The 14905-nt window shown below is 67.7% G+C and carries 15 protein-coding genes; 2 read left to right on the forward strand and 13 right to left on the reverse strand.

What is annotated here, in order from left to right:
* Position 1 precedes the first annotated feature (1 nt).
* The 13 genes from JOE31_RS00610 to dacB all read right to left on the reverse strand — a co-directional run bounded on the left by JOE31_RS00610 (position 2) and on the right by dacB (position 12761).
* Entirely contained in the window at positions 2-922 is a 921-nt protein-coding gene (locus JOE31_RS00610) for a Rossmann-like and DUF2520 domain-containing protein (RefSeq protein WP_209741666.1), read from the reverse strand.
* Complete coding sequence (locus tag JOE31_RS00615) at positions 915-2540, reverse strand: PH domain-containing protein (protein ID WP_374100789.1); 1626 nt, start codon at positions 2538-2540, stop codon at positions 915-917. The genes JOE31_RS00610 and JOE31_RS00615 overlap by 8 nt, the downstream gene beginning before the upstream one ends.
* A complete protein-coding gene (locus tag JOE31_RS00620; protein WP_209741667.1) occupies positions 2537-3049 on the reverse strand; it encodes a PH domain-containing protein in 513 nt (170 codons plus the stop codon). The genes JOE31_RS00615 and JOE31_RS00620 overlap by 4 nt, the downstream gene beginning before the upstream one ends.
* Positions 3030-3557 carry a DUF3180 domain-containing protein gene (locus tag JOE31_RS00625; protein ID WP_209741668.1) on the reverse strand — a complete coding sequence of 176 codons (528 nt, stop codon included), beginning with the start codon at positions 3555-3557 and terminating at the stop codon, positions 3030-3032. Before JOE31_RS00625 ends, JOE31_RS00620 begins: the two co-directional genes overlap by 20 nt.
* Positions 3558-3560: 3 nt before the next feature.
* Positions 3561-4115 (reverse strand): 2-amino-4-hydroxy-6-hydroxymethyldihydropteridine diphosphokinase, encoded by a 555-nt coding sequence (gene folK / locus JOE31_RS00630; protein ID WP_209741669.1) that lies wholly within the window; start codon positions 4113-4115, stop codon positions 3561-3563.
* On the reverse strand, positions 4112-4471 hold the full coding sequence (gene folB, locus JOE31_RS00635; RefSeq protein WP_209741670.1) for a dihydroneopterin aldolase: 360 nt from the start codon (positions 4469-4471) through the stop codon (positions 4112-4114). The genes folK and folB overlap by 4 nt, the downstream gene beginning before the upstream one ends.
* Before the next feature lie 9 nt (positions 4472-4480).
* On the reverse strand, positions 4481-5416 hold the full coding sequence (folP, locus tag JOE31_RS00640; protein ID WP_209741671.1) for a dihydropteroate synthase: 936 nt from the start codon (positions 5414-5416) through the stop codon (positions 4481-4483).
* Positions 5417-5427: 11 nt separating this feature from the next.
* A complete protein-coding gene (folE, locus tag JOE31_RS00645) occupies positions 5428-6072 on the reverse strand; it encodes a GTP cyclohydrolase I FolE (RefSeq protein WP_209741672.1) in 645 nt (214 codons plus the stop codon).
* Positions 6073-6081: 9 nt separating this feature from the next.
* Positions 6082-8151, reverse strand: a complete 2070-nt coding sequence (gene ftsH / locus JOE31_RS00650; RefSeq protein WP_209741673.1) for an ATP-dependent zinc metalloprotease FtsH — start codon at positions 8149-8151, stop codon at positions 6082-6084.
* Positions 8152-8355: 204 nt separating this feature from the next.
* A complete protein-coding gene (gene hpt, locus JOE31_RS00655; protein ID WP_011690021.1) occupies positions 8356-8907 on the reverse strand; it encodes a hypoxanthine phosphoribosyltransferase in 552 nt (183 codons plus the stop codon).
* A 29-nt stretch (positions 8908-8936) separates the two neighbouring features.
* Positions 8937-9998 (reverse strand): tRNA lysidine(34) synthetase TilS, encoded by a 1062-nt coding sequence (tilS, locus tag JOE31_RS00660; protein ID WP_209741674.1) that lies wholly within the window; start codon positions 9996-9998, stop codon positions 8937-8939.
* Between the two features lie 69 nt (positions 9999-10067).
* Positions 10068-11186, reverse strand: coding sequence for a zinc-dependent metalloprotease (locus JOE31_RS00665; protein WP_209741675.1), 1119 nt, complete (start codon positions 11184-11186; stop codon positions 10068-10070).
* 102 nt (positions 11187-11288) lie between these two features.
* A complete protein-coding gene (gene dacB / locus JOE31_RS00670; protein ID WP_209741676.1) occupies positions 11289-12761 on the reverse strand; it encodes a D-alanyl-D-alanine carboxypeptidase/D-alanyl-D-alanine-endopeptidase in 1473 nt (490 codons plus the stop codon).
* A gap of 151 nt (positions 12762-12912) precedes the next feature.
* Here dacB and JOE31_RS00675 point away from each other — a divergent pair, with 151 nt between their 5' ends.
* Both JOE31_RS00675 and JOE31_RS00680 read left to right on the forward strand, forming a co-directional pair.
* Complete coding sequence (locus JOE31_RS00675) at positions 12913-13401, forward strand: inorganic diphosphatase (protein WP_209741677.1); 489 nt, start codon at positions 12913-12915, stop codon at positions 13399-13401.
* Positions 13402-13567: 166 nt separating this feature from the next.
* Positions 13568-14905: a carboxylesterase family protein gene (locus JOE31_RS00680; protein ID WP_209741678.1), complete on the forward strand. Its 1338-nt coding sequence runs from the start codon at positions 13568-13570 to the stop codon at positions 14903-14905.

A 14905-nucleotide genomic window follows, 5' to 3' on the forward strand; every position in this document is an offset into this window, starting at 1 on the left:
GTCAGTTTCCTCCAGTGGCCTGCGGCCCGTCGTTGCCCACACCGTCCAGGGCTTTCCGGATGGCATCCAGCTGGTCCGGTTTCAGCAGTCCCCGGCTCCCGGCGCGGTGCGCGGTGGCCCGCGCCATGGCCAGGTAGGCCTCCAGAATATCGCCGCCGGCACCGGCATCGTGTTCCCGCAGGGCCTCCGCGTGCGCGGCGACCGTGCCAACATCGCCCCGGGCCACCGGGCCGGTCAGGGCCGATTCGCCGGAGGCAAGCGCGTTCTCCAGCGTTGCCCGCAGCAGTGGTCCCAGCATGCGCTCGGGCGATTCCACGCCCACTTCGCGCAGCAGCTGCGAGGCCTGCGCCACGAGGGTGACCAGGTGGTTCGACCCGTGCGCCAGGGCCGCGTGGTACTGGGTGCGGTCGCCTTCCGCAATCACCACCGGCTCGGCGCCCATCTCCACCACCAGTGCCTGCGCAATCGGCAGCATCGCAGCGTCCGCCGTGACCCCGAACGTGCAGTCCAGCAGCCGGGTGAGGTCCAGGCTCATGCCGGTGAAGGTCATGGCGGGGTGCAGCGCGAGCGGGACGGCGCCGGCTGCCCGGACCGGATGCAGGATGCCTACGCCGAAGCGGCCCGAGGTGTGGGCCACGAGCTGTCCGGGCTGCCAGGCGCGGAGCTTGGCGAGGCCTTCCACGAGCCCGCCGAGGGCGTCGTCGGGGACGGCCAGCAGCACCAGCTCGGAGCGTTCCACGATGTCCTGCACGTCGAGCACCGGCACGCCCGGGAGCAGGGTTTCGGCGCGCTCCCGGCTTGCGTCCGAGACCGCTGAAACCCCGACGACGGCGTGCTCGGCGGCGCGCAACGCCGCACCGAGGACTGCGCCCACCTTGCCGGCTCCAATGATTCCGACGCCGAGGCGTCCTGGCTTAGCCATGGTGCGGGCCTTCCTGGTGGTTCTGGGGATGAACTTCCGGCCCCACCACACTAGGTGGGGCCACCTGGGCGAGCCATTGCTCGCTGGTCTGGCGTTTGCGGGCTTTCCGGGCACGGGCGGCCTGGGCATCGAACAGGTCGCGGGCCTCGTCCAGCCCGGCCTGGATGACCCGCGGCGACACCGGTCCGGCCGTGGTGTGCAGTACGAGGTCCGCCACCCGGAAGCGTCTCGCCAGCGGCCCCTGGTGCAGGGCCATCGATTGCGTGCGCTGGTGCGGAACCACCACCAGCTCGCGCCACAGGCGGCCGGAACGGATCAGCAGCGCCGTGTCCGTGGCGGTGAAACCGTTGCGGCGCCAGCCCAGCGGTGCCAGCAGGCGCGCGCGGCGCGGGCTGGTGACGAACCCGCCGTCGGGCTCTTCGCCCGGCGTTCCCCCGGAGGGAGGCGGCCCGGCCGGGGGTACTGCGGGAGCCAGCCCGGTCAGGCCGGTGGCAAAGACACGGGCCGGGTCCGGCGTTCCCGGGTCGGGGAGCACCAGCGCGAGCATCCTCATGACGTCCGCCAGGACGCCCACCGGGAGGAGCGTGGTGCGCGACGCGCCTTCCCCGTTGCTGCCCGGGCCGCCGTAGCCGGCCACGTTCACCTGCATCCGGTACCAACCGAAGATCCGCCACAGCGGCGGCTGCGTGATTTTTACGGCCTGGATCCTGCCGGGTGGGAGGGTCTGCGCCTGCGTGTCCAGCAGCCCGTAGCGGAGCCGGATTCCGTCCGGCGAAATGGCGGCGGTGAAGTTGTAGCCCTTGTTGAATGATCCCCAGTAGGCGGCGGCCAGGCCCAGTGCTGCGGGGATCAGGTAGAAGTAGAAGCCGCGGCTTTCAGTGACGGCGGACAGCACGACGGAAGCCGCCGCGCCCAGGACCACGAAGAAACTCTGCTCGCTGAGCAGCAGCGAACCGACAAGGCGCGACGGCGGCACGGACAGGACGGCGTATTCCGGCGCCTCGGGCAGGGCTGCTTCGGGTTGCGCAGGGTCTGGTTCCAGCCCGGCCGCCCGGGCCAGGATGGTGGCCCGGAGCTGGCGGGCGTCGTCAATGCGAAGGTAGGCGAGTCGCACGGCCGATTCGCCGGCGTCGGCCACCTCGAACTTGAGTTCGGCGAGGCCGAAGATCCTGGCCAGGAGCGGCTGCACGATGTCGATGGCCTGCACCCGGTCCAACCGGGCCTGGCGCTGCTGCTTGAACAGGAAGCCCGTGTTCACCCGGACGAAGCCTCCGGCCACCTGGTACCGGGTGAAGTACCACGTGGTGATGAACCCCAGTACGGCCAGCACCAGGACCAGTCCGCCGCCGGCAAGAAGGAACGGCACCCGACCGGAATACATCTCGTCCATGAGGGGGCGGCCCTGCAGCATGCGTTCGAAGGTGTCGCGGCCGAAGAAGAATCCGATGGCGGCAAGCGCTACCCAGCCCCGGATGAACGGTGACGCGGGATGTACGCGCAGCCACTCGCCGTCGGGCTTTCCGGTGATCTGCCCGGCACGGTTGCCGGTTGGCCCGGGAGCACCGGGCGCCGGCCCGGATCCGGCGCCGCCGGGTGTTACCGCGCTGTCAGGGGTCACAGCCCGGCCAGCCGTGCAGCGCCCCGGGCGGACAGCTGCTCGCGGAGCCGCGCCCCCTCGTCGGCCGGCAGGCCGGGAATCTCAGCATTGGTGCCGGCCGAGGCGGTGTGCAACTTCAGCGTGCAGAGGCCCAGTCCGCGTTCCACGGGACCCACTCCGATGTCCACGTACTGCATCCGGCCGTAGGGAACCACCAGTGTGCGCTGGAAGAAGATGCCGCTGCGGATCAGGAGGTCGTCGTCGCGCTCGGCGTAGCCGATGGCCCGCACCTGGCGTGGAATCAGTAGCAGCCGCCAGACGGCCAGCAGCAAAGTGACCGCCGGGACGGTGACGGCCAGCCAGAGCGGGACCCACGCCCACCAGCCCGCCAGCCTCAACGCGAGCGGCAGCGACAGCAGCGCCACGGCGATGAGGTTCCCGAACGCCCATTCGACGAGGCGGACGGTCACGTATTTGGGCGAAACGCGGAGCCAGGAAATACCCGGCGGATCAATCGCCTCGGTAGGCATATTCGCCTTCCCCTTTGGGCTTGCGGGCGCCCCGTCCCGGAACTCCGGGAGTCCCGTCGGCGTCGCCGTCTTCGGGCGGGATCCGGCAGAAGCGTTCCACAACAAGACCCACGATGATCATGGCCAGTCCCCCGCCGGCCATGGAAAGGGCCAGCCAGGTGATTCCCTGGTCGCTGCGCAGGTTCCAAAGCCTGAGCAGGTCCAGGAAGATTCCGGCGTGCCAGCCCAGCAGCACCGTTCCGGTGTACGCACAGGCCTGGGCGAGGACCAGGGTCCAGGCGGCCAGGATGGGATTCAGCATTTTCTTCTTCTTGCCGTTCCGCCAGCGCAGGACGCGGATCCCCAGGACCAGCGTGAGCGCCACGATCACTCCCATGGTCACCAGCCCGGTCTGGGGCAGCACCGGAGTGGCCAGGCCGTAGCGGGTGGTCATGACGGCCGCGAACCAGCCGGCAAGGGCCAGGATCAGCCCGACGACGATCAGGAGGAACGGATTGACTGGTTTCACGGCCTACTCCACTGCTCCTGCTGTGGGAAGGCCGTCGAAGTCGCCGAAGCCGTCGAAGGGGGCAAGGTCCGGGAAGTCGGCGGCCCTGGCGGCGAGTTCGCCCACCCGGACGCCGTTAAGCTCTGCCGAGGGGTCGATGAGCGACCACGGGTAGAGCACAAACGCCCGCTCCGCAGCGCGGGGATGCGGCAGTGTCAGCGCCGGATCCGAACTCACGATGTCCCCGTAGGCGATGATGTCCACGTCCAGGGTCCGCGGACCCCACCTGACTTCGCGCACCCGGTGGTGCTTGTTTTCCACAGCCTGGCAATGGCGCAGCAGCTCCGACGGCGGCAGCGAGGTTTCCACCGTGATCACCATGTTCAGGAAATCAGGCTGGCCCTCGGGTCCGCCCACGGCCTTGGTCTGGACCACCGGGGAAACCGCGGTCAGCCGCACTTCCGGCCGGTCCACGAGGTCGGCGACGGCGCTGGAGAGGGTGTCGTTCCGCTCCCCCAGGTTGCTGCCGAGGGCCAGCACCGCACGGACGTACGGGTTGTTCGAATACGGCGGGTTCATGACCGCCGCCGATGCACGCTGACGGAGACGTCGCCGAACTCCACCTCAATGGGGGCCTTGGGCTTGTGCACCGTGATGTCCACGGCGGCCAGCGGGAATTCCTGCAGGAGGTCTTCGGCGATGCGGACGGCCAGGGCCTCGATCAGGTTGAGCGGGTCGCCGGTGATCCAGTGCTTGATGCGTTCGGCCACCTCGCCGTAATGGGCGGTGTCCAGGACGTCGTCCGAGGCTGCCGCCTTCGCGAAGTCCAGGTGCAGCACGGCATCAACGATGAACGGCTGGCCGTTGCGGCGTTCAAAATCGAACACCCCGTGATGGCCGACGGCGGTAACACCGCTCAGCGTGATTGTGTCCATGGTGGCTGCCTAGTTGGTGGGACTGGAATGGCCGAGCGGTCCGGCGGACATCCGTGCGGCAACCTTGACGGCGTCAAGGCTGGGTCCGACGTCGTGCACGCGCACAGCCCATGCGCCGCGGGCGGCGCTGATGGCGGTGATGGCGGCGGTCGCGTGGTCCCGTTCGCCGGGAGCGGCAGCCTTGCCCGCCACGGTCAGCAAGGTACCAAGGAAGCGTTTGCGGGAGGCGCCCACCAGGATCCTGTGGCCCAGCGCCTCCAGCGGACCCATGTTCCGCAGGAGCTCCCAGTTCTGGGCATCGTTCTTGGAGAAGCCCAGGCCCGGGTCCACGATGATCTGTTCCGGCGCCACTCCGGCCGCATACAGTTTGTCCCGCACGCCCACCAGTTCAGCGGCTACATCCTCCGCCACGTTGCCGTAGTCCGTGAGCGAGTTCATGGTCTTGGCATCGCCACGGCGGTGGGTCAGCACGTACGGGGCGCCCGTGCGGGCGGCCAGTTCGGCCATCTCGGGCTCCATCGTCAGCCCGGAAACGTCGTTGATGATGGTGGCGCCGGCCTTGAGGGCAGCGGCAGCCGTTGAAGCGTGGGTGGTGTCGATACTGACCAGGGCGCCGGCCTTGACCATGGCCTCGATCACCGGCAGCACACGGCGCTGCTCTTCTTCGGGGCTGACTTCCTCCGCGCCGGGGCGGGTGGATTCACCGCCGACGTCGATGATGTCGGCACCCGCGTAGAACATCCGAAGGCCGGCCGCGATGGCGGTGTCCGGCGTCGGGTGCTTCCCGCCGTCGCTGAAGGAATCCGGGGTGACGTTCAGGATGCCCATCACCAGCGTGCGGTCCGTGGGGAGATCTTCAAACTTGGCTGCCGGCCGCGGTTTACGCAGGATGGGCAAGGGGCTTGTTGCGGGTCCGGTTCCAGGGGCTGCAGCTAGGGAGTCCATAGTCTGTTTTATTACCTTCCGAGTATGAGGCTCATGGCTTCGGCACGGGTGGCCGGGTCATGCAGTTGACCGCGCACGGCGCTGGTGACGGTCTTGGCACCGGGCTTACGGATGCCTCGCATTGACATGCACAGGTGTTCGCATTCGACCACCACGATCGCTCCGCGCGGCTTCAGGTGCGTTACCAATGCTTCAACGATCTGGGTGGTGAGCCGTTCCTGCACCTGGGGTCGCTTGGCGAACATGTCCACCAGCCTGGCGAGCTTGCTCAGCCCGGTGACCTTGCCGTCGTGGGAGGGAATGTAGCCAACGTGCGCCACGCCATGGAACGGCACCAGGTGGTGCTCGCAGGTGGAGTAGAACGGGATGTCCTTGACCAGGACCAGTTCCTCATGGTCCAGGTCGAAGGTGGTGGACAGGATTTCCGCGGGGTCGTGGTGCAGGCCGGCGAAAACCTCCGCGTAGGCCTTGGCCACCCTTTTGGGGGTGTCCAGGAGCCCGCCGCGGTCCGGGTCCTCCCCGATGGCCAGCAGGATTTCCCGGACCGCCGCCTCGATCCGCGGCCGGTCAACCTTGGTGTGGCCGGCGTGGTGCGAGTGGCCCGCAGCCGAACGATCGGGGCTGGCGGAAACGTCGTCGTCGTCGAAATGAGTCACAGAAGAAGCTTAGCCGTGCTGCGGCCCGTCGGTGCTGACGTCCGTAACACCGCCGCCGAAGGTCTCCTGTCCTGCCACGCCCTGGGGGTGCGGCGGCCGGGCATCCAGCGGCTCCTCCAGGCGGGCTTCCTTGGCTTCCTCCTGGGCTTCACGTTCGGCCCGCTCGTGCCGGGACTCCACGGGGCCGGCGGTCTGCACCGGCCGGCTTTCCTTGGAGAGCCACACTTCACGGAAGTCACGCTTGCGGATGTCACGGAAGACGTACGCAATTTCGGCCTGGTTGAGGGTCTCCCGTTCGAGGAGCTCCAGGGCCAGGGAGTCGAGGATGTCGCGGTTCTCGGTGAGGATCGCGTAGGCCTCGTCGTGGGCCTGGTCGATCAGCCGGCGCACCTCCTCGTCCACGATGTAGGCGATCTGGTCGGAGTAGTTGCGCTCGTGGCCGGCGTCGCGGCCCAGGAACGGCTCGCCGCCGCCCTGGCCGAGGCGTACTGCACCGACGCGTTCGCTCATGCCGAACTCCGTGACCATCTTGCGGGCCGTCGACGTGGCCTTTTCGATGTCGTTGGAGGCGCCGGTGGACGGATCGTGAAAGACGATTTCCTCGGCAACGCGGCCGCCCATGGCGTACGCCATCTGGTCCAGCAGTTCGTTGCGGGTCACGGAGTACTTGTCGTTCTCCGGAACCACCATGGTGTAGCCCAGGGCGCGGCCGCGGGGCAGGATGGTGATCTTGGTGACCGGGGCCGAGTTCCGCAGTGCGGCAGCCACCAGGGCGTGTCCGCCTTCGTGGTAGGCCGTGATCTTGCGCTCGTGCTCCTTCATGACGCGGCTGCGCTTCTGCGGGCCGGCCATGACACGGTCGATGGCCTCGTCCAGGGCGCGGTCGTCAATCAGGTTCGCGTTGGAGCGGGCCGTCAGCAGGGCAGCTTCGTTGAGGACGTTGGCGAGGTCGGCACCGGTGTAGCCGGGGGTCTTCTTGGCAACGGCCTTGAGGTCGACGCCGGGAGCCATCGGCTTGCCCTTGGCATGGACCTGCAGGATCTGGTCGCGGCCCACCAGGTCCGGTGCTTCAACGGTGATCTGGCGGTCGAAGCGGCCGGGGCGCAGCAGGGCCGGGTCCAGTACGTCGGGGCGGTTGGTGGCGGCGATCAGGATGACGTTGGTCTTGACATCGAAGCCGTCCATTTCAACCAGCAGCTGGTTGAGGGTCTGCTCGCGTTCGTCGTTGCCGCCGCCGATGCCCGCGCCGCGGTGACGGCCGACGGCGTCGATCTCGTCCACGAAGATGATGGCGGGTGAGCTGGCCTTGGCCTGCTCGAAGAGGTCGCGGACACGGGACGCACCCACGCCGACGAACATTTCAACGAAGTCGGAACCCGAGATGGAGAAGAACGGCACTCCCGCTTCACCAGCCACGGCGCGGGCCAGCAGGGTCTTACCGGTACCCGGAGGGCCGTAGAGCAGCACGCCCTTCGGGATCTTGGCTCCCACGGCCTGGAACTTGGCCGGTTCCTGGAGGAACTCCTTGATTTCCTGGAGTTCCTCCACGGCCTCATCAGCGCCGGCGACGTCGCTGAACGTCACCTGGGGCATGTCCTTGTTGACCAGCTTGGCCTTGGACTTGCCGAACTGCATGATCTTGGACCCGCCGCCCTGCATCCGGGAGAGCAGGAACCAGAAGAGGACGCCCAGCAGCAGCACGGGAATCAGGAGGGAGAACAGCCCGGAGAACCAGTTGTTTTCGATGGGCTGGTCGGTGTAACCGCTCGAGGGGTCGGCGTCGGTGACGGCCTTGACCACGTCCGCGGCGCGGGCATTGACGAAGAAGAACTGGACGTTCTTGCCCTTGTCCTGACCGTCGATGACCAGGTTGTCTTTGAGGACAAGGTCCACGCGGTTCTCCGCGTCAAAGATCTTGGCCTGCTCCACCTTGCCCTTGTCCGCAAGGAGCTCGAGGCCCGGTTTTGTGTCGATCCGGGTTGCGCCTCCGGGGGCGAGCGTGGCAAAGGCCAGCAGGAGCATTCCGACCACAACAACGATCCAGATGCCCGGGCCCTTGAAGAAACTCTTAGCTTTCATCTGATCGGGGGCTGGCCCCGTCCCTCCTGGTAGTGCTGCACGGCGACTGGTCTGCGCGCGTGTGGTGCTGCGTCAGCTTCTAGCTATACACCGTTCGGAGTGAATCACGCACGGTGCAGGGCAAAAGTTCCCTCTAGGCGTAGCGGTGCAGGGCCGCGGCCCGCTGGGGGTCCGGCCGGCCGGGAGGGATCCCGGGAAAGGCGACTATTCGTAGACGTGGGGTGCGAGCGTGCCCACGAAGTCCAGGTTGCGGTACTTCTCGGCGTAGTCCAGGCCGTAGCCCACTACGAATTCGTTGGGGATGTCGTAGCCGACGTATTTGACGTCGATCTGAACCTTGGCGGCCGTGGGCTTGCGGAAGGCGGTGCAGATTTCCACGGACGCGGTGCCGCGGGATTCCAGGTTGGTCTTGAGCCAGGACAGCGTCAGTCCGGAATCGATGATGTCCTCGACGATCAGTACGTCCTTGCCCATGAGGTCCGTGTCGAGGTCCTTGAGGATGCGCACAACGCCGGACGACTGGGTCCCGGAACCGTAGGAGGAAACTGCCATCCAGTCCATGGAAACGTGGCTGTGAAGTGCCCGCGCCAGGTCTGCCATGACCATGACCGCGCCCTTCAATACGCCGACGATGAGGAGCTCCCGGCCCTCGTAGTCCTTGTCGATCTGCGCAGCGAGCTCGGTAATCCGCTGCTGGATCTGATCCTTGGTGTAGAGAACGTGCTTGAGGTCTGCCTGGACGTCGTTTGAATCCACCAATGGCTCCTGTGTAGATGCGGGTGCGACTATTCTTGGGGCGGCTTTTGAGGCCGGAATACTAGCTTCCCACAGCGGGCGGCCTCGCGGGGACCGCCGTTGGCGGCATCTCCTGCCCGGCCCGCCGGATTCTGCCCTTCGCCAGCGAGGATTTGCGCCAGCGACAGCCGGTAGGCGCTCACGCCGCCGGGGAGTTCCACGGGGCCGGCCGAACCCTGCCGGCGCAGGAGCGCTTCCGCGGCCAGCAGCCGCTGGTAGCTCGGCTGCTGGCCTCCGACGGCGGCGGCTGCCTTGGCAATCACCCGGAACCGGATGGCGGGGGCCAGGTTGCCCAGCGCGGCTTCGGGGAGGCTGATCCCGCCGCCGGACTGCTCCGCCAGTTGCTCGTAAGTGCTGTTCGCCACGTCGTCGAGGTAGTCGGCGTCCAGTTGCAGGATGGCGGCCGTCCTGGCGAGGGACTCCGCGACGCCGGGACCGAGCTTTTCCTCCAGCATGGGGAGGACCTCCACGCGCGTCCGGGACCGGGCAAAAGACGGGTCGGCGTTGCTGGGGTCGTGCCACGGGTCCAGTCCTTCGACCGCGCAGATCTCCAGTGTGTCGGCACGGCGGAGGCCCAGGAACGGCCGGAGCAGAAGTCCCCGGACGGGCCGCATTCCCGCCAACGAGCGTGTTCCGGAGCCCCGCGCCAGGCCGAGCAGCACCTGTTCCGCCTGATCGTCCAGGGTGTGGCCGAGGAGGATTGCACCGGCACCGGCCCGGGCGGCGGCTTCCTCGAGCGCCGCGTGGCGGGCGTCCCGGGCCGCGGCTTCGGGGCCGATCCCGGTGGACGCGACGTCAACCCGCCGCACGTCAACGGGGGAAAGCCCCAGGTCCCGGAGGACATCGGCGGTTTGGGCGGCGACGCCGGCGGAACCGGGCTGCAGCTGGTGGTCAACGACGACGGAGCCCACCGACACGGGGTGGCCGTCCACGTGGCCGCGGCGGCTGAAGTAGGACGCGACGGCCGCGAGGGCCAGGGAATCCGGGCCGCCGCTGCAGGCGACGAGCACCCGCTCGGGGTAGCCGGCATCGGCCAGGGCGTTCTGCACCATTTTGCGCGCCTTACCGACGACGGGCGACAACCGGCCGGGCCGCCGTCGTCCGCTTGGGGCGTGCGACAACTAGAGCCCCATCCGCTCGAGCCAGAGCTTGGCGTCATGGATCTCCGGTTCCGTGGGCAGGTTCCCAGCGGATTCCCACACCCGATTGAAGCCTTCCATGCCGGCCACGTCCACCACGGCACGGACAAATTTGGCGCCGTCCGTGTACTGGCGCATCTTGGCGTCGAGGCCCAGCAGGCTGCGGATGAACTTCTCCACGACGCCCCGGTCCTTGCCCCGGGCGTTGAAGCGCTGCCGGATGGTCTTGACGGACGGGACGATGCTGGCGTCGACGGCGTCCATCACCACGTTGGCGTGGCCCTCCAGCAGGCTCATCACGGCTGTCAGGTGCGACAGGGAGGCTTTTTCTTCGGGGTCCTGCAGCAGGTCCAGGATGGCGCCGCGTCCGGGAGCAGTTCCGGCGGCTGTGCGGTCCTTGAGCGACTTGGCCGCAGCGGACGCGCGCTCCAGGAGGGTGTCGACGTTGCCCAGCAGGTGCTCGCTGAGGTTGTCGATTTCGTTGAGCATGTGGTGGCGCAGCCAGGGTGCGGCCGCGAACTGCACGCGGTGCGTCTGTTCGTGCAGGCAGACCCATAGCCGGAAGTCCTCGGGGGCAACATTGAGTTCGCGCTCAACCTGGACGATGTTCGGCGCGACCAGCAGAAGGCGTCCGCCGGCGGGGGCCGTTGAGTCTTCGGCGAGCGCCGAGAAGGGATCGTACTGGCCCAGGACCTTGCTGGACAGGAAGGCGAGCACGGCGCCCAGCTGGCTTCCCGTGATGGCTCCGCTGACGGACGCCGCGCCGGGGGTCATGGTTCCGCGGCGGCCCTCCAGCATCTTTTCCATGGCGGGCTTCAGCATGACGGCGAAGCTCTGGGTGTTGGCCTTGGCCCAGGAGGCGCGGTCCACCACCAGCACGGAGGAATCGCGGAGGTCCCGCGCGGCTTCCAGCCCGGTGATGTCATGGACGTGCGGCACGGAGATGTCCGCCATCAGGCGCAGGTTCTCCACGGCGCTGCCGATTTCGGCGGACCCCAGCGAAGGGCCGGCCGGAGCCAGCCGCGCAGCTGTTGACGCCGCGAGCTCCCAGTTGATCAGCGCCTGGGCCTGTACTGATGAATCGCCTGCAGTTGACTCCATAGCGTCCATCAGATCACAGCCTCCCGCGGTTGCGCCTTAAGTTCGCTGACCGGCGAACCGGCCGGGTGGCGGACGGGCGGGCGCTGCGGCCGGGGCTGGTGGTTAGCGGCAGCCGCAGGAGGCCAAGGCTGATGCAGTGCGGTCCAGCGCCGTCCTGTTTCCCGCAGCGCCGGGCGCCAGGCCGTTCCCTATAAAGGAGAACACCAGGAGGCGTCCGTCGGCGTCCACCACGTAACCGCTGAGGGCGATCACGGAGTTCAGGGTTCCGGTCTTTGCCCGCACCAGCCCCGCACCGCCCTCCGTGGACGCGTCGGTGTACCTGCTGCCCAGGGTTCCGGTCAGGCCTGCCACCGGGAAGCCGCCGATGGCAGCCCGCAGGCTGGGTTCGGTTCCGGAGGTGATGGCCCTGACAATCTCCGACAGCTGGCCGGCCGACACCTGGTTTCCCAGTGACAGGCCGGAGACGTCGGCCACGCGGAGGCCGTCCGTGGGGATTCCCAGATCCTGCACCTGCTGGTACACGGTGGCCGTGGCGCCGTCATTGCTGCCGGGTTGTCCGGTGGCCACGGCCGCCAGGCGGCCCAGCACCTCCGCCAGGTAGTTGTCCGAGGTCTGCAGCATCAAGTCCACCTGCTGGCGGAGCGTGGCGGACTGGACTTCGGCAAGCACCCTTCCGCTTTCCGGGGCCTTGGCGCGCTCGACGCCGGCAGTGACGGACAACCCGGCGGCGGCACCTGCCGCTGTGAGCTGGGCGGAGAACGCCTCCGCTGCAGCCATGGCTGCGTCCTGCGGGCGCGGTCCGGTGGTGACAGCGGGGTCGTACCTGGCCGAGTTGAGGGCCAGCGGGAACAGCGGCGCCGTCTCACCTGCGGCCACATCGTCCGGGCTCCACGTCGGGTTCAGGGCGGGGCCGGTAAATAAGGAGTCGTCCAGCCGGACTTGCACCGGACCCTTGACACCGTCTTCCTGCAGCGACTTAACCGTGAGCCCGGCAAGCGTGGCCAGTCCGGCGTGGCCCATCACGGCGTCGCGGGAGGACTCCCCGGCACCAAGCAGGACGTCGCCGCCGCCGGTCAGCACAACCGATCCCGCCTCGGCGCCGGCAACCACCGTGGTGCTGAAGCGCTGATCCGGTCCGATGGCACGGAGAGCGGCAGCGGCCGTCAGGAGCTTCATGTTGGAGGCAGGCACCCTGCCCTCGGCGCCGTCCCGGTCAAACAGCACCTGGCCGGTGGCGGCGTCCTGCACTACCCCGGTAAATGACCCCCCGCCGTCGGTCTTCAGGGTGGCATTAAGCTGCGCGGCGAGCGTGTCCGGCCACGGGACGGGAGCCGAGTCCTTAAGGGGTGAAATGCCCTGCGGAAGGGAAAGGTCCCGTGGGACCTGTTGCCAGGCGGGAACCGCGGACTCCGTGCTTTCCGGGTTGGGCCGCTGGCCCGTCAAGGCGGGGGCTACGAGCATGGCCGCCGGGACTGCGAGCGCCACGATCAGGATGGTCAGCAGCGCCAGCGGCAGTTGCCGCCTGATGATCTCAAACCAGGGATGCCTGGCCGCGCGGCTCATCGTGCGTTTCATGCTGCTGCTGGTCCTTTAGTCCTGAAATGTCCCCACTAGTTCATGAAACCTGGGCCTATCGCTATATCCTCAATAGTAGTCGGCGGCACCGACACTCCTTTTGCTGGTAACTCCGTGTGCCGCGAACACCCCTGAAGTCGAGGAGCATTCCATGAAGCATGACGTGACCATCGAGATCCCCAAGGGATCGCGCGTCAAGTACGAAGTCGATCACGAGACCGGCCGCGTCCGCCTGGACCGCGTCCTGTTCACCTCCATGCAGTACCCCACCCACTACGGCTTCTTCGAGAACACCCTCGGCGAAGACGGCGACCCGCTGGATGCACTGGTGCTCCTGCAGGACTTCGATCTGCACCCGGGCGTCATCGTTGAGGCCCGCCCCATCGGCGTGTTCAACATGACGGACGACGGCGGCGGGGACGCCAAGGTTCTTTGCGTTCCTGTAGACGCCCGCTTTGACCACATCAAAGAGGTCAGCGACGTCAGCGAATACCTGATCAAGGAAATCGAGCACTTCTTCACCCGCTACAAGGACCTGGAACCGGGCAAGTGGGTCAAGGCTGAAGGCTGGGGCGACCGCGCCGCTGCAGAAGCCGAACTGGAAGCCTCCATCAAGCGCTACGTTCCGGCAGCGCACTAGCAGCCAGTCCGACGGCAGCCAGTCCGACGGCGGGTGCCGGGTTCACGCGATCCCGGCCTCGCCGTCGTCGTTTGCGGAGTTTTTGTCCAGATATCGGGACTTCCGCAACGACAAAGACCCGATATCTGGACAAAAACTCCGAACAAATCCGTGAAATCGTTGCCCTATGAACGCCCCTGCCTTTAGTCCTCCGTGCTTCAGTCCTTCCTGCGGGCCGGTCACCGGCTGGCGGGACGGCGACGTTGTGCGCGCCACGGGAATCCCCTATGCAACGGCAGGCCGTTTCCAGCCGCCGGCAAGTGCACCCGGCTGGACCGAGGTTCTTGCCGCCACCTCGCTCTCGCCCGCCTGCCCGCAGGGTCCGGTGCCGTTCCTGGATGACATCCTGGGAACCCGCTACGGTGAGCTTCCCGGCAGCGAGGACTGCCAGCGGCTCTCGATCACCATTCCGGCGGACCTCGCAGACGGCGAGCGCGTCCCGGTCATGGTGTGGCTCCATGGCGGGTCCTACACCTCCGGCTCCGGGGACCTGGCCATCTTCGACCCCAAGGCGCTGGTTGCCGAGAACCGGGTCATCGTTGTGTCGGTGACGTATCGTCTCGGTCTGTTCGGATACCTGGCAACGGGCACGGGACGCCCTGCCAACCTTGGCCTGCTGGACCAGCTGGAGGCGTTCCGCTGGGTGCAGCGCAACATCGGCGCCTTCGGCGGTGATCCGGAACGCGTCACCGCCTTCGGCCAGTCAGCAGGCGGCGATGCCGTCGTCCACCTGATGGCGACTCCGGAAGCGCCGTCGCTGTTCCAGCGCGCCATCATCCAAAGCGCACCCCTGGGCATCACCCGTGGCCGGGAAAAAATGAGCGCCGCGATGGGTGTCGCCGCGGAACATGTCACCGAAGACACCCCTGCGATGGACGTGGTGGCCATTGAAGGGCGTGTTTCGCAGGTGGCCCGGAAGTTCGGGCTGAAGGCGGCCATGCCCTTCGGTACGCAATACGGACACGCGCCCCTGCCGCCGGAACACGAGATTGAAGCCGCATGGAACGCGACCGCCCCTGGGATCGAGGTCCTGATCGGCCACACCGCCGACGAGGCGCGCATGTTCCTGCCTGGCAATCCCGTCGCCAGCCGTCTCGCCAGGGTTCCGGTCGTCGGGACCGCCGTCGTAAACGCAATCAGCCGGGCCGTGACCGAAGCCGTGTACGGCCGGTCCGCCAGGAAGTTCGCCCGGCGGCACGCCCGGGCGGGAGGAAAAGCGTACAGCTACGTGCTTACGTGGGCCGCGCCCGGTAACTTCTTCGGGGCCGCCCACACTGTCGACCTGCCGCTGCTGTTCGGCAACGAGCAGACCTGGGCGGCCGCCGGCCTTGTCGCGGGCGCCTCCTGGGACGAGATCAACGCCCAGGGCCGCGCCCTCCGCGCCGTCTGGGCCCGGTTCGCTTCCGGGGAAGGCCTCGGGAATCGCGGGGAGCTTCCAGGCGCACTCCGCTACCGCTCGGTTTAG

This window comes from Arthrobacter sp. PvP023 (assembly GCF_017832975.1).
Taxonomy (GTDB): domain Bacteria; phylum Actinomycetota; class Actinomycetes; order Actinomycetales; family Micrococcaceae; genus Arthrobacter.

Coding starts and splice junctions, on each gene's coding strand:
- dacB (WP_209741676.1), bottom strand. CDS start 12,761: ATGAAACGCACGATGAGCCGCGCGGCCAGGCATCCCTGGTTTGAGATC.
- JOE31_RS00675 (WP_209741677.1), top strand. CDS start 12,913: ATGAAGCATGACGTGACCATCGAGATCCCCAAGGGATCGCGCGTCAAG.
- JOE31_RS00620 (WP_209741667.1), bottom strand. CDS start 3,049: ATGCCTACCGAGGCGATTGATCCGCCGGGTATTTCCTGGCTCCGCGTT.
- tilS (WP_209741674.1), bottom strand. CDS start 9,998: ATGGTGCAGAACGCCCTGGCCGATGCCGGCTACCCCGAGCGGGTGCTC.
- ftsH (WP_209741673.1), bottom strand. CDS start 8,151: ATGAAAGCTAAGAGTTTCTTCAAGGGCCCGGGCATCTGGATCGTTGTT.
- folP (WP_209741671.1), bottom strand. CDS start 5,416: ATGGACTCCCTAGCTGCAGCCCCTGGAACCGGACCCGCAACAAGCCCC.
- folB (WP_209741670.1), bottom strand. CDS start 4,471: ATGGACACAATCACGCTGAGCGGTGTTACCGCCGTCGGCCATCACGGG.
- JOE31_RS00665 (WP_209741675.1), bottom strand. CDS start 11,186: ATGGAGTCAACTGCAGGCGATTCATCAGTACAGGCCCAGGCGCTGATC.
- folK (WP_209741669.1), bottom strand. CDS start 4,115: ATGAACCCGCCGTATTCGAACAACCCGTACGTCCGTGCGGTGCTGGCC.
- JOE31_RS00680 (WP_209741678.1), top strand. CDS start 13,568: ATGAACGCCCCTGCCTTTAGTCCTCCGTGCTTCAGTCCTTCCTGCGGG.
- JOE31_RS00610 (WP_209741666.1), bottom strand. CDS start 922: ATGGCTAAGCCAGGACGCCTCGGCGTCGGAATCATTGGAGCCGGCAAG.